Annotated in this window: 21 protein-coding genes and 1 pseudogene; 4 read left to right on the top strand and 18 right to left on the bottom strand. The window is 69.2% G+C overall.

Translation table 11 applies throughout. The features are described from left to right. Positions 1-274: 274 nt before the first annotated feature. Positions 275-631 (bottom strand): cell surface protein, encoded by a 357-nt coding sequence (locus AC07NS_RS04535; protein ID WP_110121077.1) that lies wholly within the window; start codon positions 629-631, stop codon positions 275-277. Positions 632-764: 133 nt separating this feature from the next. On the opposite strand from AC07NS_RS04535, the gene fmt reads away from it, so the two are divergent. The 3 genes from fmt (at position 765) to AC07NS_RS04520 (ending at position 3228) form a co-directional block, all read left to right on the top strand. Then, a complete protein-coding gene (fmt, locus tag AC07NS_RS04530) occupies positions 765-1691 on the top strand; it encodes a methionyl-tRNA formyltransferase (protein WP_494601769.1) in 927 nt (308 codons plus the stop codon). Continuing rightward, positions 1691-2434 carry a tRNA pseudouridine(38-40) synthase TruA gene (gene truA, locus AC07NS_RS04525; protein WP_494601767.1) on the top strand — a complete coding sequence of 248 codons (744 nt, stop codon included), beginning with the start codon at positions 1691-1693 and terminating at the stop codon, positions 2432-2434. The genes fmt and truA overlap by 1 nt, the downstream gene beginning before the upstream one ends. A 455-nt stretch (positions 2435-2889) precedes the next feature. Further along, complete coding sequence (locus tag AC07NS_RS04520; RefSeq protein ID WP_494601765.1) at positions 2890-3228, top strand: endonuclease domain-containing protein; 339 nt, start codon at positions 2890-2892, stop codon at positions 3226-3228. A 61-nt stretch (positions 3229-3289) separates the two neighbouring features. On the opposite strand, the gene AC07NS_RS04515 is transcribed toward AC07NS_RS04520, so the two are convergent. The 5 genes and pseudogenes from AC07NS_RS04515 to dapE form a co-directional block, all read right to left on the bottom strand. Next, complete coding sequence (locus AC07NS_RS04515) at positions 3290-3763, bottom strand: DUF3916 domain-containing protein (RefSeq protein ID WP_494601869.1); 474 nt, start codon at positions 3761-3763, stop codon at positions 3290-3292. Positions 3764-3816: 53 nt separating this feature from the next. Then, positions 3817-4188: a TonB family protein gene (locus AC07NS_RS04510; protein WP_494601764.1), complete on the bottom strand. Its 372-nt coding sequence runs from the start codon at positions 4186-4188 to the stop codon at positions 3817-3819. Between the two features lie 86 nt (positions 4189-4274). Next, positions 4275-5195 carry a glutaminase gene (locus AC07NS_RS04505; protein WP_494601763.1) on the bottom strand — a complete coding sequence of 307 codons (921 nt, stop codon included), beginning with the start codon at positions 5193-5195 and terminating at the stop codon, positions 4275-4277. Positions 5196-5256: 61 nt separating this feature from the next. Further along, positions 5257-5376: pseudogene (locus tag AC07NS_RS04500) on the bottom strand (hypothetical protein); the annotation flags it as partial. Beyond that, positions 5354-6529 (bottom strand): succinyl-diaminopimelate desuccinylase, encoded by a 1176-nt coding sequence (gene dapE, locus AC07NS_RS04495; RefSeq protein WP_494601761.1) that lies wholly within the window; start codon positions 6527-6529, stop codon positions 5354-5356. The pseudogene AC07NS_RS04500 and the gene dapE, both read right to left, overlap by 23 nt. Positions 6530-6595: 66 nt before the next feature. Between dapE and AC07NS_RS04490 the strand changes: the two genes are divergently transcribed. Further along, positions 6596-7075, top strand: a complete 480-nt coding sequence (locus AC07NS_RS04490; RefSeq protein ID WP_494601760.1) for a cupin domain-containing protein — start codon at positions 6596-6598, stop codon at positions 7073-7075. Between the two features lie 207 nt (positions 7076-7282). On the opposite strand, the gene AC07NS_RS04485 is transcribed toward AC07NS_RS04490, so the two are convergent. The 12 genes from AC07NS_RS04485 to AC07NS_RS04430 all read right to left on the bottom strand — a co-directional run bounded on the left by AC07NS_RS04485 (position 7283) and on the right by AC07NS_RS04430 (position 16700). Then, positions 7283-7732: a DUF805 domain-containing protein gene (locus AC07NS_RS04485; protein WP_494601759.1), complete on the bottom strand. Its 450-nt coding sequence runs from the start codon at positions 7730-7732 to the stop codon at positions 7283-7285. A 40-nt stretch (positions 7733-7772) separates the two neighbouring features. Next, positions 7773-9071, bottom strand: a complete 1299-nt coding sequence (locus tag AC07NS_RS04480) for a leucine-rich repeat-containing protein kinase family protein (RefSeq protein ID WP_494601757.1) — start codon at positions 9069-9071, stop codon at positions 7773-7775. A 5-nt stretch (positions 9072-9076) separates the two neighbouring features. Then, positions 9077-9922 (bottom strand): 2,3,4,5-tetrahydropyridine-2,6-dicarboxylate N-succinyltransferase, encoded by an 846-nt coding sequence (gene dapD, locus AC07NS_RS04475; RefSeq protein WP_494601756.1) that lies wholly within the window; start codon positions 9920-9922, stop codon positions 9077-9079. Beyond that, entirely contained in the window at positions 9919-10584 is a 666-nt protein-coding gene (locus AC07NS_RS04470) for a pyrimidine 5'-nucleotidase (protein ID WP_494601755.1), read from the bottom strand. Before AC07NS_RS04470 ends, dapD begins: the two co-directional genes overlap by 4 nt. A 136-nt stretch (positions 10585-10720) precedes the next feature. After that, entirely contained in the window at positions 10721-11635 is a 915-nt protein-coding gene (argB, locus tag AC07NS_RS04465) for an acetylglutamate kinase (protein ID WP_494601754.1), read from the bottom strand. A gap of 96 nt (positions 11636-11731) precedes the next feature. Beyond that, positions 11732-12007 (bottom strand): hypothetical protein, encoded by a 276-nt coding sequence (locus AC07NS_RS04460; protein ID WP_494601752.1) that lies wholly within the window; start codon positions 12005-12007, stop codon positions 11732-11734. An 83-nt stretch (positions 12008-12090) separates the two neighbouring features. Continuing rightward, complete coding sequence (locus AC07NS_RS04455; RefSeq protein ID WP_494601750.1) at positions 12091-12363, bottom strand: SemiSWEET family sugar transporter; 273 nt, start codon at positions 12361-12363, stop codon at positions 12091-12093. Further along, a complete protein-coding gene (locus AC07NS_RS04450; protein WP_494601748.1) occupies positions 12363-12827 on the bottom strand; it encodes a response regulator in 465 nt (154 codons plus the stop codon). The genes AC07NS_RS04455 and AC07NS_RS04450 overlap by 1 nt, the downstream gene beginning before the upstream one ends. Positions 12828-12842: 15 nt before the next feature. Further along, a complete protein-coding gene (gene lovK, locus AC07NS_RS04445; RefSeq protein WP_494601746.1) occupies positions 12843-13952 on the bottom strand; it encodes a photosensory histidine protein kinase LovK in 1110 nt (369 codons plus the stop codon). 158 nt (positions 13953-14110) lie between these two features. Beyond that, positions 14111-15157 carry a sulfate ABC transporter substrate-binding protein gene (locus tag AC07NS_RS04440; RefSeq protein WP_494601744.1) on the bottom strand — a complete coding sequence of 349 codons (1047 nt, stop codon included), beginning with the start codon at positions 15155-15157 and terminating at the stop codon, positions 14111-14113. Between the two features lie 113 nt (positions 15158-15270). Continuing rightward, positions 15271-16296, bottom strand: a complete 1026-nt coding sequence (locus AC07NS_RS04435) for a sulfate ABC transporter substrate-binding protein (protein WP_494601742.1) — start codon at positions 16294-16296, stop codon at positions 15271-15273. Between the two features lie 116 nt (positions 16297-16412). Next, positions 16413-16700 carry a hypothetical protein gene (locus tag AC07NS_RS04430; protein WP_494601740.1) on the bottom strand — a complete coding sequence of 96 codons (288 nt, stop codon included), beginning with the start codon at positions 16698-16700 and terminating at the stop codon, positions 16413-16415. Positions 16701-16809 lie beyond the last annotated feature (109 nt).

Here is a 16809-nt window from a genome sequence, read left to right as displayed (position 1 = left end):
GGACAGGAAACGTGCGTTTTCTTGTAGGGTGTTGAATTCGTTGGGAGCGAAGCCGCGGCGGGCGGGGATAAACCCTCTCCCGCCCCCAAATTCTCCCGTCATTCCCGCCCTTGTGGCGGGAACCCCTCTGTCAACCGCAAGGGCAGAGGGGGCGGCGTGCTCAGCACGCCGCTCGCATCTCTCGTGTCAGCGGAACCAGGGTTTCCCGCCACAAGGGCGGGAATGACGGGAAGAGGGGGAGGCCTGTGGATAACCTTCGCCCCGCCGGCGCCCCCTACTTCGTCGCCTCGTGCACTTCCTTCTTGGCCGCGGTCCCCGCTTCTTTGCTCTCGCGGGTGATGTCCTTGCCGGCTTCCTGGGCCTTGTCGCCGGCCTTGGCGCCGGCTTCCTTGGCGGCGTCCACCGCGTCGCCGGCGGCGACCTTGAGGTCGGCGGCGGTTTCCTTGGTGCTTTCCTTCAGGGCCGTGCCGGCTTCCTTGACGTCCGGGTCGTTCTTGATCTCGTTGGCGGCGTCCTTGATGTCCTGGCCGGCGGCGGCGGCGCCTTCCTTGATCTGCTGGGCGTGCTGGTCCGAGCAGGCGGCGGCCGACAGGGCCAGGGCGGAGACGGCGATCAGGGCGAGGGTGCGCATGGGTCTTCCTCCAACGCTTGTGGCAACGGTCATGGTTGACGAGTCCGGCAAAGAACGGCGCGGCCAAGGTCGGGGTTCCGACTCTGCCGATGCGCCGCTTTCCCCGGAGCCCTTGCGGGGCTAAACCCCCGCCATGCGCATCGCCTTCCTCGGAACCCCCGATTTTGCCGTCGCCTGCCTGGCCGAGCTGGTCGCCAGCGGCCACGAGATCGTCTGTGTCTACAGCCAGCCGCCCGCCCCGCGCGGTCGCGGCCAGGAGCTGAAGCCCTCGCCGGTCCACGCCTTCGCCGACGGCCTGGGCCTGCCGGTGCGCACCCCGGTCTCGATGAAGACCCCCGAGGAGATCGAGGCCTTCCAGGCGCTCGACCTCGACGCCGCCGTCGTCGTCGCCTTCGGCCAGATCCTGGTCAAGGCCGTGCTCGACGCCCCGAAGCTGGGCTGCTTCAACCTGCACGCCAGCCTGCTGCCCCGCTGGCGCGGCGCGGCCCCGATCCAGCGGGCGATCATGGCCGGCGATCCGGTCACCGGCGTCCAGGTGATGCGGATGAGCGAGGGCCTCGACGAAGGCCCGGTCCTGCTGTCGGAGAGCGTGCGCATCGACGCGCTGGACACCGTGGCCAGCCTGCACGACCGTCTGGCCGCCGTCGGCGCCCGCATCCTGCCCGTCGCCCTGGGCGCCATCGAGCGCGGCCAGGCGATCGAGACGCCGCAGAGCGAGGACGGCGTCACCTACGCCAGGAAGATCAAGCCGGCCGAGGCCCGCATCGACTGGACCCGCCCCGCCGCCGAGGTCGACCGCCACATCCGCGGCCTGTCGCCCTTCCCCGGCGCCTGGTTCGAGGCGCCGTCGGAAAAGGGTCCGGTGCGCGTGAAGGCCCTGCTGTCGACGGTGGAAGACGCGGATGGCGCGGCGGGAACCGTGCTCGACGACGACCTGCTGGTCGCCTGTGGTGAGGGCGCGGTGCGCTTGCTCAAGGCCCAGCGCGAGGGCAAGGGCGCCCAGGACGCCGAGGTCTTCCTGCGCGGCTTCCCGCTGGCCGCCGGCACGGTCCTGGCCTGATGCCCCGCTACCGCCTCCTCGTCGAGTACGACGGCCGTCCCTATGCCGGCTTCCAGGCCCAGGCGACCCTGCCCAGCGTGCAGGGGGCGATCGAGGCGGCGGTGAAGGCCTTCAGCGGCCAGGAACTGCGCATCGCCGCGGCCGGCCGCACCGACACCGGCGTCCACGCCACCGGCCAGGTCGTCCATGTCGATCTGGAGCGCGACTGGCCGGCCCAGACGGTGATGAACGCCCTCAACGCCCACCTGATGCGCGAGGCCGTCTCGATCCTCGACGCCGAGGTGGCGCCCGAGGACTGGCACGCCCGCTTTTCCGCCAACGAGCGCCGCTACCTCTACCGCATCCTCAACCGCCGCGCCCCGCCGGCCATCGACAAGGGCAAGGTCTGGCACATGAAGAAGCCGCTGGACGCGCAGGCCATGCACGCGGCGGCGCAAGCCCTGGTCGGCCTGCACGACTTCACCACCTTCCGCGACATGCACTGCCAGGCGAAATCGCCGCTGAAGACGCTGGACGTCGCCCGCGTGCGCCAGGTCGGCGAGGAGATCCATCTCGACTTCGAGGCGCGGTCGTTCCTGCACCGCCAGGTGCGGTCGATGACCGGCACCCTGGTCGAGGTCGGCGCCGGCCGCTGGGCGCCCGGCGACGTCAAGGCCGCCCTGGAGGCGAAGGACCGCACCCAGTGCGGCCCCGTGGCCCCGGCCGACGGGCTCTATCTGGTGGGCGTCGGCTACGACGACTGACGGCCGCGAAGAAACCCGCGGCCTCCGCCGGCTCGACGGTCGGCGAAGGCTGCGGGAGAGGCCGGTGTGAGGGCGGCCTCGAGGGCGGAAACCCCGGGGAAGTCAGGGAAGGGGCTTCCGGTGGGGAGGTCAGTCCGGCTTGCGCTCCGACATCCGCTCGGCGATCCACATCGATCCCAGCGCCAGGATGAACACGCCGAAGCCGGCGAGCACGAAACCGAGATAGGCGATCTGACCGAACGACATGGCGGGCTCCGTTGGAGTTCGCCCCGACGTTGCGCCGCCGGCGCAAGCGTCGCCTTGATCTGGGTCAAACCGGCTTTTCGAATCCCTCTCTCATGGAGAGAGGGAGGGGCCCGCGCCGAAGGCGTGGGAGGGTGAGAGGTTTCACCCTCTGCCGGAAAACCCCAATTCCTTCCGTTGCATGCTTTCGCGGGCCATGCCCGGCTTTTGCCATGAACCCCACCGCAAACGCCCGCCGCCTTCGTCGTAGCCAGACGCAGGCCGAAAAAGCGCTCTGGACGCTCGTCCGCAATCGCCGCCTCGGCGGCTTCCGCTTCCTGCGCCAGGTTCCGATCGACCGCCATTTCGCCGACTTCGTCTGCGAAGCTTGCAAGCTGATCGTCGAACTGGACGGAGCCGCGCACGAGGAGCAGGAGGGCTATGACGCCCACCGCACCAAAGTGCTGGAGCTGTTCGGATACACCGTCCTGTGGTTTCCCAACGCGCGGGTTCTGACCGATCCCGGAACGACTGACGACATCCTGGCCGCCCTGCAAACCGGCCGGCGGTGAAACCTCTCACCCTCCCACCGCTTCGCGGCGGGTCCCTCCCTCTCTCTAGGAGAGAGGGATTTCAGACTGCCTCGCCGATCAGCCAAATCTCGCCGACAGTCTCGAACGGCGGCTCATCGTCGCGATCGAGGGTGTCGAACCCGCGAACGGTGAAGCCCGCCGGAACCGTCAGGCCCAGCCGCTCGACCAGCCCGGCGTCCGTCCGGGGCGTCCAGCGCTGATAGTCGCCGTCACGCTCGCAGAAGCCGGCGAAATCGCCGGGGTCGAAGAAGACGCAGACCTCGCCGCCGAACAGGTCCGGCCAGGGCAGCACGGCGACGACGCGGGCCTGGGCCAGGGCGCGAGGCTGCTCGCCGGACAGGCGACGGGCGGTGTCGATCAGCACCTGGGCGCAGGCCGCCTGCACCGGCCGCCGGGCGCTCTGGCCCCTCAGCAGCGCCGCGTGAACCGGCAGCTTCCAGTTCCAGTAGCCGCGCCCCTCCCAGGGGCCGTCCGGAAAGGCCAGGGCGTCTGCCCGCCCTCGCAGCCGGCGCATCTCGCGCACGGCGTCGTGCTTGAAGCGGCCCAGAGCCGTCAGCCCCAGGCGCCTCAGTTGGGGACCTGGAAGTTGACCGTGAGCACCCGCCGCACCACGCCCGCGCGGGTTTCCTTGCGGCTCGGCGCCTTCATGCGCATGAACTGGGTCAGCTTGATCGCCTGCTCGCCGAACCGGTAGCCCGCCGGCGTCTCCGAGACCACCCGGCAGTCCTCCAGGGTCTTGCTCCGCGTGACCCGGCAATCCAGCTGGACCACGCCGTTGATCTCCATGCGCTGGGCGGCGTCGGGATAGTAGCGCGAGGCCTGGTCTCCGGTGGGGTTCGCCAGCCAGTCGCGCAGCTCCGCCGGCCGCGCGGTTTCCGTCGCCACGCCCGCGCCGGGATCGGCCGCAGCCAGGATCGCCGCCAGAATGAACGCCTGCATGCTCGCCCTCAAACGCGTCTAACGCCACGAGAGCCATCCATAGGCGATGGCCAGGTCCTCGCACAACCGTCGCGGAAGTCCGGGTTTCAGAGCACCGAGCAGTTGGTCAGCTGCGCGAAGGCCTCCAGCGCCGACGCCCCCACCACCGAGGTCCCGAACCGGTCCAGCTCCGGCGACCACACGGCCACCGTCGCCTTGCCCGGCACGACCGCCACGATCCCGCCGCCCACCCCGCTCTTGGCCGGCAGGCCGACGCGGTAGGCGAAGCTGCCGACGCTGTCATAGATGCCGCAGGTCAGCAGCAGGGAATTGAGCCGCCGGGTCAGGCGCTCGGGGAAGATCGTCTCCTCGACCACCGGCGAGAAGCCGCCGGCCGCCAGCGGCAGGAAGGCCCGGGCCAGCTGGCGGCAGCTCATCGTCAGGGCGCACTGGCGGCAATAGGCGGCGACCACGGCCTCGGGGTCGTGGGTGATCGTCTCCTTGCCGCGCATCAGGTTGGCGATCGCCCTGTTCTGCCAGGCGTTGGCCAGCTCGGAGGCCGCCACCGCCTCGTCGATCTGCGCGGGGCTGTCGGCCAGGAAGCCGGCGAACCCCTGCACCAGGGCGGCGGGATCGCGCACCTTGTCCAGCAGGATGTCGGTCACCGCCAGGGCGCCGGCGTTGATGAACGGGTTGCGCGGAAAGCCGCCCTCGGACTCCAGCTGCGACAGGTGATTGAACGGCGTGCCCGACGGCTCCTTGCCGACCCGCGTCCAGACCTCGTCGCCGACGCGGTTCAAGGCCAGACCCAGGCTCAGCACCTTGGTGATGCTCTGGACGGAGAAGCCCTCGTCGGCGTCGCCGATCACGTGCTCGCCGCCGTCGACCGTGCGCACGGCCATGCCGAACTTCGTCCCTGGCACGCCGGCCAGCTGCGGGATGTAGTCGGCCGTCCGCCCCTTGCCGAAGTGCGGCTTCACCAGCACGGCGACCTCGGCGAGGACTTCGTCGATGGAGAGCTCGTTCATGCGCTGCGCATCCCCTCCGCCTACCCCCTAGTTCGTCATCCCGGAAAGCCCGCAGGGCTTATCCGGGACCCAGGGGCCGGCGCAGTGCGGCTGCCCCTGGGTCCCGGCTCTCCGCTACGCTGCGGCCGGGATGACGAGCATTTTTGCCTTCGAAGTCGTCAGCCTGAAAACGCCTCGAAATACCGCCGGATCAGCGCGGTGTAGGCCACCGCCAGCTGGCGCACTTCCTCCACCGGCACGCGCTCGTCCACCTGGTGCATGGTCGAACCCACCAGGCCGAACTCCACCACCGGGCAGATGGCGCGGATGAAGCGGGCGTCGCTGGTGCCGCCGGTGGTCGACAGTTCCGGCACGCGGCCGGTGGCGTCGCCCACGGCGCCGACGATCACGTCGGTGAAGGCGCCCGGCTCGGTCAGGAAGGCCTCGCCGCTGATCTTGCACAGCGCTTCGACCCGGCCGGAGAAGCCCTCGGCCGCCTCGCGGCACTCGTGCTCGATCCAGGCCGCCAGGTCCTTGCCCTTGTGGGCCGGGTTGAAGCGGATGTTGATCCGGGCCTTCGCGCTCGCCGGGATCACGTTCGTCGCCGGATTGCCGACGTCGACCGTGGTGATCTCCAGGTTCGACGGCTGGAAGCCGGTGTAGCCCTCGTCCAGCACCCGGCTCTGCAGGCGCGAAAGGATGTCGACCAGCACCGGGATCGGGTTGGCCGCGCGGTGCGGATAGGCCACGTGGCCCTGGCGGCCGTCCACGGCGATCCAGGCGTTGATGCTGCCGCGCCGGCCGATCTTGACCATGTCGCCCAGCAGGCTGGCGCTGGTCGGCTCGCCGACGATGCAGTGGTCGATGATCTCGCCCTCGGCGGCCAGGGCCTCGACCACCTTCACGGTGCCGTCCTCGGCCACGCCCTCTTCGTCGCCGGTGATCAGGAAGCTGATCGAGCCGGGAACTTCGTTCGTATTGCCCACGGCCGCGACGAAGGCGGCGATGGCCGACTTCATGTCGACCGCGCCACGGCCGTACAGCACGCCGTCCTTGATCTCGGCCTCGAACGGACCCGCCGTCCAGGCCGCGTCGTCGCCCACCGGCACCACGTCGGTGTGGCCGGCGAAGCAAAGGTTGGGCCGCGCCGTGCCGCGCTTGGCGTAGAGGTTCTCGATCTCGCCGAACTTCATGCGGCGGCAAGCGAAGCCCAGCCCTTCCAGCTGGCGCTGCAGCACGTCCATCGCGCCCTCGTCGGCGGGGGTGACGGAGGGGCGGCGGATCAGGGCTTGGGCCAGCGCAACGGCGTCGATGGGGGCGTCGATGCTGACGGAAACGGGCGAGGGACTGGTCATGGTGCAGGCTTTAGGCTTCCCTTCCGCGCGACGCAATTTCTCAGGCCCATCCTTTCAAAGGCCGGCATGCCCAAGATCGACATCGACAAGGCCCCCACCCGCCACGGCACGGCCTATCCGCCGCCGTTCGACGAACCCTGCCGCGCCCGTCAGCGCTGGAAGCTGGGCGACGCCGTCGGCCTCACCCAGTTCGGCGTCAATCTCATGCGGCTCCAGCCCGGAACCTGGTCCAGCCAGCGCCACTGGCACACGGCCGAGGACGAGTTCGTCTGGGTCGTCGAGGGCGAGGTGGTGCTGGTCGAGGATGAGGGCGAGACCATCCTGCGGCCCGGCGACTGCGCGGGCTTCAAGGCCGGCGTTCCCAACGGCCACCAGATCCAGAACCGCTCCGACCGCGTCGCCGTCCTGCTGGAAATGGGCTCCCGCCGTCCGGAAGAGGACGGCTGCGACTACCCCGACCTCGACCTGATCATCCGCCCCGGCGAGGAGACCTACCGGCACAGGGACGGCACGCCGTACGAGGTCGAGAGCGGCAGGAAGCGGTGAAAAGAACCCCCTCTCTCTTAGAGAGAGGGAGGGGCCCATGCGGAGCATGGGAGGGTGAGTGGTTACACCGTCAGCCGGCGTGCCGGCACATCGCTCGCAACAGCGCCAAGATCATCCAGGGGCTTCGCCTACCCACTCACCCTCCCACGCCTTGCGGCGCGGGCCCCTCCCTCTCTCCATGAGAGAGGGGTCATTTATGAGCCGTTCCTACCGCCGCGCCGCCCCGTAGCGGTTCTCGCCCTTGGTCCCGCGCAGGAAGCCCAGCTCCACCCATGCCCAGATCGATAGGGCGAAGGCCGCCAGGCCCAGCAGGGGGGCGGCCAGTTCGGCGCCGTTGGGGCCGCCGCCTTCGTAGAGGCCGGCGGCCAGGGCGGTCAGCGCGTAGGGGCCGACGGCGAAGATCAGGATCCACCAGGCCGCCTTGCCCCGGTCGTGCAGGCGGCGCACGGCCACGCAGACCCCGGCGGCCAGGATCGGCAGGAACAGCAGGCAGGGAACCGCGCCCAGCCAGCCGCCGATGCGGGTGGCCAGCACCACCAGGCTCATGACCACGGCGGCCAGGGCGATCTGGACGACCTGCACCCGCCAGTATTCCAGCCGGGCGGCCCGGCCCTTGAGCGAGAAGAACGGTTTCAGCTTTTCGACGAGGCTCGACATGGCCTCCACTAGAGCTTGATCCGGGCGTTTCGGAAAGGGCTCAGCGCAGGGCCGCGAGGGCGTCTCCCATCGACGGCCGCGCGCCGCCGTCCGGCTGCACGCAGGCCGCCTCCAGGGCGCGCAGGGCGGCGGGGACCTCGCCTTCGACATGGTCCAGCACCTCGCCCAGCAGCAGGCCGAAGGCGCGCACGTCCAGCGCCGACCAGCGCCGTTCCTCGCCCGGCGGCAGGAAGGCGGCCGCGCCGAAGTCGCTGAGCACGGCCGCGCCGGTTTCTCCGTCCCACAGCACGTTGTGGGCGTAGAGGTCGCCGTGGCTCAGGCCCCGCGCGTGCAGCCGCGCGGTCCCGGCGGCGACGTCGCGGACCAGGCGGCGGGCGACGTCCAGGGAAAGGCGGAAATCGGCGGCGTAGACGTCGCGGCTGCAGCTTTCCAGGCTGGGCGGGCCGGCCAGCACGCGCCAGCCGTCCGGCAGCAGCGGCATCAGCAGGCCCTCGACGCCGTCTGGATGCTCGACCACGCGGCCCAGGGTTCCGGTCAGGTTCGGATGCTCGCCCACGGCCAGGCAGGCGGCCATCTCGCGCTCGGGCAGACCATCGCTGGTCATGGTCCCGCGGAACAGCTTCAGGGCCGCTGGCCTGCTCGTCCCTTGGCCGCTCCACGAGACCTCGAACACATCGCCCGAGGCCCCGCGGCCCAGGACCCTGCCGATGGCCAAGTCGCGCCAGGCGACGGGCGCAGCGGCGGCCTCGGGGAGGGCTGTGTCGAAGGGGTTGCCGGCCCAGGCGAGCCAGGCCAGCGCCGGCAGGTCGGCCAGCCAGCCGGGCAGGGCCTCGAAACGGTTGGCCGAGACCCGCAGCAGCTCCAGGCTCGGCGCGCCCGCCAGACTCCCGGGCAGGGCCGACAGCCGGTTGCCGGCCAGCATCAGCTTCTGAAGCGCGGGCCGCTCGCCCAGGGCGGACGGCAGGGTCGAGAGGCGGTTGTCGGTCAGGGTCAGCCAGCGCAGGGCCGGCGGCAGGGCCTCGGCCGGGACCTCTTCGATCCCACAACCCCGGAAGCCGACCTGGCTGAGGGCCGGGCAGTCGCCCAGGACGTCCGGCAGCCGGCGGAACGGCGCGCCCGAGGCGAACAGCACCTTCAGCCGCTTCAGGCGGGAAAAGTCGTGGGGAAGGTCAAGGATGGCGGTGCGGCCAAGGTCCAGCACCTCCAGCGTCTCGGCAAGGCCGAACACCTCCGGCGGAACCTCGGAAAGGTCCGCGCCGGAGAGGTCCAGCCTCGTCGCCCCGGCCAGGTCGCCGGCGCGCAGGGCGGCCAGTGTGTCGTTCGCGGCCGCCCCCGTCACGCGGATCAGTCGCGCAGCAGGTCGTTGATCGAGGTCTTCGAGCGGGTCTGGGCGTCGACCGTCTTGACGATCACGGCGCAGTAGAGGCTCGGGCCGCCGTTCTTGTCGGGCAGGCTGCCCGGCACCACGACGCTGTAGGGCGGCACCTTGCCGATGTGGATCTCGCCGGTCTTGCGATCGACGATCTTGGTCGAGGCCGACAGGTAGACGCCCATCGACAGGACCGAGCCCTCGCCGACGACCACGCCTTCCACGACTTCCGAGCGGGCGCCGATGAAGCAGTTGTCCTCGATGATGGTCGGGTTGGCCTGCAGGGGCTCCAGCACGCCGCCGATGCCGACGCCGCCCGACAGGTGGACGTGCTTGCCGATCTGGGCGCACGAACCGACCGTCACCCAGGTGTCGACCATGGTGCCTTCATCCACGAAGGCGCCGATGTTCACGAACGACGGCATCAGGATGACGTTCTTGGAGATGTGCGAGCCGCGACGCACGATGGCGCCCGGCACGGCGCGGAAGCCGCCGGCCTCGAACTGCGGGGCCTCCCAGCCGTCGAACTTGTTCGGCACCTTGTCCCACCACGGACCGACGCCGCCGCCCAGGGCGCCCGAGCGCATGACGGTGTTGGGGTTCAGGCGGAACGACAGCAGCACGGCCTTCTTCAGCCACTGGTGGGTGGTCCACTCGCCGTCGATCTTTTCCGAGACGCGGGCCTTGCCGCTGTCGAGCAGCAGCAGGGCCTCTTCCACGGCGGTGCGGACCGGGCCGCTGGTGGCGGTGGAGACGCCGTCGCGGGCCTCCCAGGCGGCTTCGATCTCGGTCTGCAGATCGGCGAAGGTCAGGGCGGTCATTGGTCGGATCCCTTCAGGCGCGCCGAGCTCAGGAACCCGGCGAGGTCGTTGGTGCGATGGTGGACGTGTTCGGAGGTCGAGGCGGCCGCGTGGGCGCCGACCAGTATGGTGGTCATGCCGATGCGCGCGGCCGGGACCAGGTTCTTCTCGCTGTCCTCGAAGAAGGCCGTGGTCGGCGGATTGATGGCGTGCAGCTTGGTGATCTTGTCGAAGGTCGCCAGCGACGGCTTGGGGATGTAGTCGGCCGTCTCGATGGCGAAGATCTCGCCGAACAGGCCGCGCAGGCCCAGATGCCCCAGCACCCGCTCGGCGTGGCCCAGCGAGCCGTTGGTGAACACCAGCCGGCGGCCCGGCAGGGCGGCGATCGCATCGTGCAGCGCCTGGTCGGGGACCAGGTTCTCCATCGACACGTCGTGCACCTCCTCCAGGAACTGGGCGGGGTCCATGCCGTGATAGGTCATCAGCCCGGCCAGGGTGGTGCCGTGCTCCAGGTAATACTTCTTCTGCAGCGCCCGGGCTTCCTCGCGCGGAAGCCCGGTGTAGCGCTCGACGAAGTCGGTCATGCGGCCCTCGATCAGGCCCATGAACTGCGTCTCGGCCGGGTAGAGGGTGTTGTCGAGGTCGAACAGCCAGGTGTCGACGTGCGAGAGGTCGGCGCTCATGACTGGAACCTCCCCCCGTGGGGGAGGCGATCGCGAAGCGATCGGAGGGGGGAGGATCCTCGGCGCGGCGGAAGCTGAGAACGGCCCCCCTCCGGCCCTTCGGGCCTCCTCCCCCAGAGGGGGAGGTTCTCTGAAATCATTTCGAGATCAGCGTGCCCGCGCCGTGTTCGCTGAACAGTTCGACCAGCATGGCGTGCGGGCGGCGGCCGTCGAGGATGACCACGGCTTCGACGCCGCTCTCCACGGCGTGGATGGCGTTTTCGAGCTTGGGGATCATGCCGCCGGTGGCGACGCCGTCGGCGATCAGCTGGCGCGCCTGGTCCAGCGTCATCTCGCGGATCAGCTCGCCATTGGCGTCGAGCACGCCCTTGATGTCGGTCAGCATCAGCATCCGCTTGGCCTTCAGGGCGCCCGCGAGGGCGCCGGCCACGGTGTCGGCGTTGATGTTGAAGGTCTCGCCCTGCTCGGACACGCCGATCGGGGCGATCACCGGGATGTAGTCGGTTTCCGAGCCCAGCAGGGCCTGGATCAGGTGCGGGTCGACCTTGGTCGGCTCGCCCACGAAGCCCAGGTCGACGGCCTGCTCGATGTTGCTGTCCGGGTCCTTGCGTGTCCGGGTCACCTTCTCGGCGGTGATCAGGCGGGCGTCCTTGCCCGACAGGCCCACGCCGCGCACGTCGGCTTCGGCGCCGGCGAGCGTGATCCAGTTGGCGATTTCCTTGTTGATGGCGCCGGACAGCACCATCTCGGCCACTTCCATCGTCGCCTCGTCGGTGACGCGCAGGCCGTCGACGAAGGTCGACTTCACGCCGGCCTTGTCGAGCATGCGGCTGATCTGCGGACCGCCGCCGTGGACCACGACCGGATGCACGCCCAGCAGCTTCAGCAGCACGGCGTCGGCGGCGAACAGCTTGGCCACCTCTTCCTGGCCCATGGCGTGGCCGCCGTATTTGATCACCACCGTCTCGCGGTCGTAGATCTGGATGTAGGGCAGGGCTTCGGCCAGAGTCTTGGCGGTGGCCCAGCCAGCTTCCTCGGCGACTTCGGTCAAGGCGGTGGTCCTGGTGCGCGAAATTAGGCGGGCCTCGATAGCGGACCCCGCCCCCCCTGTCACCAAAAACGGCGCGACCAGGCGCCTGGGAGGCGCTCAGGGCCTGGGCGGGGCGGGCTTGACCGGGACCGTCGATTGCTTCTGGGCCAGCCTCGGCCCGCAGGTGCATGTGCAGGTCTGGCGTCTGTCGTCCTTCACGACCTTCGGAACCCTGCCGACGTTGCAGGCCGGCTTGAGCTGAATCAGGCAGGAGAGCCGTCTCTGATTGAAGACGGCCAGGCAGCTTCCATCGTCCGCCCGGGCCACCCCGCCAATCAGGGCCGGCAGCGCCGCCAGCGCGACGGCCGAGCGCACCACAAGTCTGAAGGTCATGACGTCTTCCCCCGAGGACAACGCAGGAACCCTACATCGGTCCGCGGCCAGCGACGAACGGACGTCCTACTCAGATCGAGTGCTCAGCGCTTGCGGTCAAAACGCCACTTCATCGCCAGCACGGCGGCCGACATCAGCAGGCAGGCCAGGTTCGAGGCGATCACCGGCCAGGCCTGGATCAGCACGCCATAGGCCACCCAGCAGCAGAAGCCGCTGACGGTGACCACGTAGGTCCGCAGCGACACCGACGAGGCGTCCTTCTCCTTCCAGATCTTGACGATCTGCGGAGCGAAGCTGGTGATCGACAGCAGGGCCGCGGCCGTGCCGACAAAGACGGCGAGCGGCGAGGCGGCCATCAGGCCGAGCGCGGCATTTCGGTCAGGCCCCAGCGCTGGGCATAGGCCGGCGCCAGCTCCAGTCCCACCGGCGGCAGGCCCGGCGCGTGGTCCTCTTCCAGGCAGACGGCCAGATAGGCGAGAGCCGTCTTCACCCCGTGCTCGGAATAGGGCTTGCCGATCACCCCGCAGGCGCCGGCGAAATCCTCGGGCAGGCGCTTGACGTTGGCGGTCATGAACAGGGCCACGCAGCCGCAGTCGTCATGGATCTTGCGCACCACCTCGACGCCGGTCGGGCCGTCCTGCAGGTGCACGTCCACCAGGGCGAGGTCGGGCTTCAGGGCCTTGGCCAGGTCCACGGCCTCGTCCGAACTCATGGCCAGGCCCACGGAGTGGTAGCCCACTTCCTGGGCGAGGAACTCCAGCTCGGTGGCCAGCAGGACCTCGTCCTCGACGATCAGCACATCCAACGCACGCCCGGCCATGGGTAAGCTACTTCCTCAGTGGTGCGCGCCGTTGACTGGCAGATGGACGACGACGCGCGTTCCGGGTCCGGCGTCCGTGGTCTCGGACCGCGCCTTCAGCTGCTGGCACAGCAGCTGGACGATGGTCAGTCCGAAACCCGAAGATCGGGCCCCTTCAACTGCTCCAACGCCGTCATCGGCGATTTCGATCCGGAAGTCGCCGTTTTGGCGAGTGATCGATACCGAAATCTCGCCGGCGCGACCGTCGGGGAAGGCGTGGCGCAGGGCGTTGGAGAACAGTTCGCTGATCACCAGGGCCAGGGGCGCGGCCTTCGAGGCGGCCACGTCCACCCGCTCCAGGTCCAGCCGCACGCGGATATCCTCGCGGTTGGCCGAGCCGGTCATGTCGGCGACCAGGTCCCGCACGAAGGCCGAGACGTCGAAGCGCTCGACGTCCTCGCTCTGGAACAGCCGGCGGTGGACGGTGGCGATGGCGTTCACCCGCTCCAGCATGCCGCGCAGGCTGTGCTTGAGGGCCGGGTCCTTCTCGCGGCGGTTCTGCAGCAGCAGCAGGGACGAGATGAGCTGCAGGTTGTTCTTCACCCGATGGTCGACCTCGTGCAGCAGGGCGGTCTTCTGCTCCAGGGCCAGGGTCAGTTCGCGGGTGCGGCTATCGACGGCCTCTTCCAGGTCGCTGCGGGTCTCGCGCAGGTGCTGCTCGGTCTGCTTCTTGTCGCTGACGTCCAGCTGCGAGCCGAAGAAGTAGATGATCTGGCCCTGCTTGTTGCGCACGGGGCTCAGATACAGCGCGTTCCAGAAGGTGCTGCCGTCCTTGCGGTAGTTGAGGATGTCCATGGCGATGTCGTCGCCGTCGGCGATGGCCCCGCGCAACTCGGCGATCGAGGCCGGATTGGTGTCGGGCCCCTGCAGGAAGCGGCAGTTGCGGCCGATCACGTCGGAACGCGCATAGCCGGTCAGCCGCAGGAAGGCGTCGTTGGCGAAGATGATCGGATTGTCGGCCTGGGTGGCGTCGGTGACGATCATCGCCATGCGGGTGGCCCGGATCGCCGCGGCGAAGGGGTCGTCGATGCCGTGCTCGGCCGCGAGCTGATCGCCCGCCCGCTGCGACTTCAGATAATCCGTCATCCTGCGCCCGACCCCGGCTTTTGTTATTGGTACGCCCCGTCAGGCCTGAACGCCCGGTCGATAGTCGGGTTCCCGACCAAGCTTGGGCGGAAAACGCAAAACGCGGCGGCCCATGGGGGACCGCCGCGCCTTGAAAGGTCAAGCTTTCTGACCAGCCCTTACTTCGGCTGGTAGATCTTGTCGAAGACGCCGCCGTCGGCGAAGTGCGTGGCCTGGGCCTTGCGCCAGCCGCCGAAGGTGTTGTCGATCGTCACCAGCGGGATCTTCTTGTACTTGGCGGCGTACTTGGCCGCGACCTTGGCGTCGCGCGGCCGGTAGTGGTTCTGGGCGATGATGTCCTGGGCCAGCGGGCTGTAGAGGAAGCGCAGATAGCCCTCGGCGGCCAGGCGGGTCTTGTGGCGGTCGACGTTCTTGTCGACCACGGCCACCGGCGGTTCGGCCAGGATCGAGATCGACGGCACGACGATCTCGAACTGACCCGGAATTTCCTCCAGCGCCAGGAACGCCTCGTTCTCCCAGGCCAGCAGCACGTCGCCGATGCCGCGCTGGGTGAAGGTGGTGGTGGCGCCGCGGGCGCCGGTGTCGAGCACCGGCACGTGCTTGAAGAGGTCGGCCACATAGGCTTGGGCCTTGGCGGCGTTGCCGCCCTTCTGCTTCAGCGCCCAGGCCCAGGCGGCCAGGTAGTTCCAGCGCGCCCCGCCCGAGGTCTTCGGGTTCGGCGTGATGACCTCGACGCCCGGCTTGGTCAGGTCGCCCCAGTCCTTGATCTTCTTCGGATTGCCCTTGCGGACCAGGAACACGATGGTCGAGGTGTAGGGCGTGGAGTTCTGCGGCAGGCGCGACTGCCAGTTGGCCGGCAGCAGCTTGGCCTTGTCCGAGATCTCGTCGATATCGTAGGCCAGGGCCAGGGTGACGACGTCGGCTTCCAGGCCGTCGATCACCGAGCGGGCCTGCTTGCCCGAGCCGCCGTGGCTCTGGTTGATGGTCAGGGTCTGGCCGACCTTCTTCTTCCAGTAGCCGGCATAGGCGACGTTGATCGCCTTGTAGAGCTCGCGGGTCGGGTCGTAGCTGACGTTCAGCAGGGTCAGCGGCTTGGCCTGGGCGAAAGCCTGGCCGGCCGTGAGGGTCGAACCCCCGAGGGCGGCGGCGGCGCCGGCCGCGCCCAGCAGGCCGCGGCGGGTGGGAGACTTCAAGGCGGTGGTCATGGCGATGTCGCTCTGTCTCGGTGTTATCTCGGGTGGTCCATGCGGATAACGCACGAACGTGACAGAAGCGCTATATCCTATTGCCTAGGTAGGCTTCACGCCCAAGAAGACTCTCAAGGCCGGTAGATTTGGTCGAAGACGCCGCCGTCGGCGAAGTGCCGGGCCTGGGCTTTCGCCCAGCCGCCGAACTCGCGGTCGATGGTCGCCAGCGGGATGTCCGGGAACTTGGCGGCGTACTTGGCCGCCGCCTTCGGGTCGCGCGGCCGGTAGTGATGCTTGCCGATGATGTCCTGGGCCAGCGGACTGTAGAGAAAGTTCAGGTAGCCCTCGGCCACCAGCCGCGTGCCGCGCCGCTGCACCACCTTGTCGACCACGGCCACCGAAGGCTCGGCCAGGATCGAGCGCGACGGATAGACGATCTCGAACTTGTCGGCGCCGAATTCCTCGCGGGCCAGGTGGGCCTCGTTCTCCCAGGTCAGCAGCACGTCGCCGACGCCCCGCTGGGCGAAGGTGGTCATCGAGCCGCGCGCGCCGCTGTCGAGCACCGGCACCTGGCGATAGAGTTGCTGGACGAAGGCGCGGGCCTTGGCGTTGTTGCCGCCCTTCTGCTTCGCCGCCCACGACCAGGCCGCCAGATAGGCCCAGCGCGGCGCGCCGCCGGTCTTGGGATTGGGGGTGATGATCTCGACGCCCGGTTTGACGATGTCGCCCCAGTCCCGGATCCCCTTCGGATTGCCCTTGCGGACCAGGAAGATGATCGTCGAGGTGTAGGGAGCCGAGTTCTTGGGCAGGCGCGATTGCCAGTTTTTGGCGATCAGGCCGCGGGCGGCGATCTGGTCGATGTCGTCCGCCAGGGCCAGGGTGACGACGTCGGCCTGCAGCCCGTCGATCACCGAGCGGGCCTGCTTGCCCGAGCCGCCGTGGCTCTGCTTGATGTCCAGCGTCTGGCCGACCCGGCGCTTCCAGTAGGCGGCGAAGGCCGGATTGATCTCCTGATAGAGCTCGCGGGTCGGGTCGTAGCTGACGTTCAGCAACGTCACGACCTTGGGGGTCTGGGCGAGCGCGCCCAGCGGAGCCGCCGCCGCTACGGCGCCGACGCCGATCGACAGGTCTCGGCGGGAAAGACGGGGCAGGGTCATCGGGCGTCCTCTGGATAACGCCGAACCTTGACCGATCTCGCTCCCGTTGTACGCGCGAATGTTTCTGATGGAGGTGTGAGAAAGGGGGCGGTCGCCGGAGCGCCTTGACCGGTCAGCTAGATCGGTCCTCCGCAACGGGAGCAGTCGCGGCCGGGGCCTCCGATGAGATAGCCGCCGCCCTTCAGCTTTCTGAGCCAGACGGGATAGCCGCAGCTCGCGCAACGCGAGACCGCCATCAGGGCGCCCATGGCGACCAGAAACAGAACGAGATGCAGGCCAGGCGCGACGATCGAGAAGTACGCCGAAGCGAATGGCGTCAATGGCGCGCCGAGGAACCACGCGAAGATCACGACGCCGCCGAGAAGCCAGCGTGTCGACGGTTTAAGCTGAGGGAAGCCGCGCATGGGAGGAAGAACGCACGTTATCGCCTGGTCCGAAAGGGGCTCGGCGATGCGCCGTCGCCAACTCAGCGGGTCACCCCCATCCCCGGCCCTTCCCCCATCAAGGGGGAAG

It is taken from the genome of Caulobacter sp. GW821-FHT10A10, assembly GCF_059415745.1.
Note: the sequence above shows the minus strand (reverse complement) of the source record. Positions and strands in the feature narration are given on the sequence as shown.

What these genes read in the sequence shown, in the direction of transcription:
- AC07NS_RS04460 (WP_494601752.1), bottom strand. Translation starts at nt 12,007, where the DNA reads ATGACCTTCAGACTTGTGGTGCGCTCGGCCGTCGCGCTGGCGGCGCTG.
- AC07NS_RS04435 (WP_494601742.1), bottom strand. Translation starts at nt 16,296, where the DNA reads ATGACCCTGCCCCGTCTTTCCCGCCGAGACCTGTCGATCGGCGTCGGC.
- AC07NS_RS04505 (WP_494601763.1), bottom strand. Translation starts at nt 5,195, where the DNA reads ATGAACGAGCTCTCCATCGACGAAGTCCTCGCCGAGGTCGCCGTGCTG.
- dapD (WP_494601756.1), bottom strand. Translation starts at nt 9,922, where the DNA reads ATGACCGCCCTGACCTTCGCCGATCTGCAGACCGAGATCGAAGCCGCC.
- fmt (WP_494601769.1), top strand. Translation starts at nt 765, where the DNA reads ATGCGCATCGCCTTCCTCGGAACCCCCGATTTTGCCGTCGCCTGCCTG.
- AC07NS_RS04430 (WP_494601740.1), bottom strand. Translation starts at nt 16,700, where the DNA reads ATGCGCGGCTTCCCTCAGCTTAAACCGTCGACACGCTGGCTTCTCGGC.
- AC07NS_RS04510 (WP_494601764.1), bottom strand. Translation starts at nt 4,188, where the DNA reads ATGCAGGCGTTCATTCTGGCGGCGATCCTGGCTGCGGCCGATCCCGGC.
- AC07NS_RS04450 (WP_494601748.1), bottom strand. Translation starts at nt 12,827, where the DNA reads ATGGCCGGGCGTGCGTTGGATGTGCTGATCGTCGAGGACGAGGTCCTG.
- AC07NS_RS04440 (WP_494601744.1), bottom strand. Translation starts at nt 15,157, where the DNA reads ATGACCACCGCCTTGAAGTCTCCCACCCGCCGCGGCCTGCTGGGCGCG.
- AC07NS_RS04485 (WP_494601759.1), bottom strand. Translation starts at nt 7,732, where the DNA reads ATGTCGAGCCTCGTCGAAAAGCTGAAACCGTTCTTCTCGCTCAAGGGC.
- AC07NS_RS04515 (WP_494601869.1), bottom strand. Translation starts at nt 3,763, where the DNA reads ATGCGCCGGCTGCGAGGGCGGGCAGACGCCCTGGCCTTTCCGGACGGC.
- AC07NS_RS04490 (WP_494601760.1), top strand. Translation starts at nt 6,596, where the DNA reads ATGCCCAAGATCGACATCGACAAGGCCCCCACCCGCCACGGCACGGCC.
- AC07NS_RS04535 (WP_110121077.1), bottom strand. Translation starts at nt 631, where the DNA reads ATGCGCACCCTCGCCCTGATCGCCGTCTCCGCCCTGGCCCTGTCGGCC.
- AC07NS_RS04520 (WP_494601765.1), top strand. Translation starts at nt 2,890, where the DNA reads ATGAACCCCACCGCAAACGCCCGCCGCCTTCGTCGTAGCCAGACGCAG.
- dapE (WP_494601761.1), bottom strand. Translation starts at nt 6,529, where the DNA reads ATGACCAGTCCCTCGCCCGTTTCCGTCAGCATCGACGCCCCCATCGAC.
- lovK (WP_494601746.1), bottom strand. Translation starts at nt 13,952, where the DNA reads ATGACGGATTATCTGAAGTCGCAGCGGGCGGGCGATCAGCTCGCGGCC.
- AC07NS_RS04455 (WP_494601750.1), bottom strand. Translation starts at nt 12,363, where the DNA reads ATGGCCGCCTCGCCGCTCGCCGTCTTTGTCGGCACGGCCGCGGCCCTG.
- AC07NS_RS04470 (WP_494601755.1), bottom strand. Translation starts at nt 10,584, where the DNA reads ATGAGCGCCGACCTCTCGCACGTCGACACCTGGCTGTTCGACCTCGAC.
- truA (WP_494601767.1), top strand. Translation starts at nt 1,691, where the DNA reads ATGCCCCGCTACCGCCTCCTCGTCGAGTACGACGGCCGTCCCTATGCC.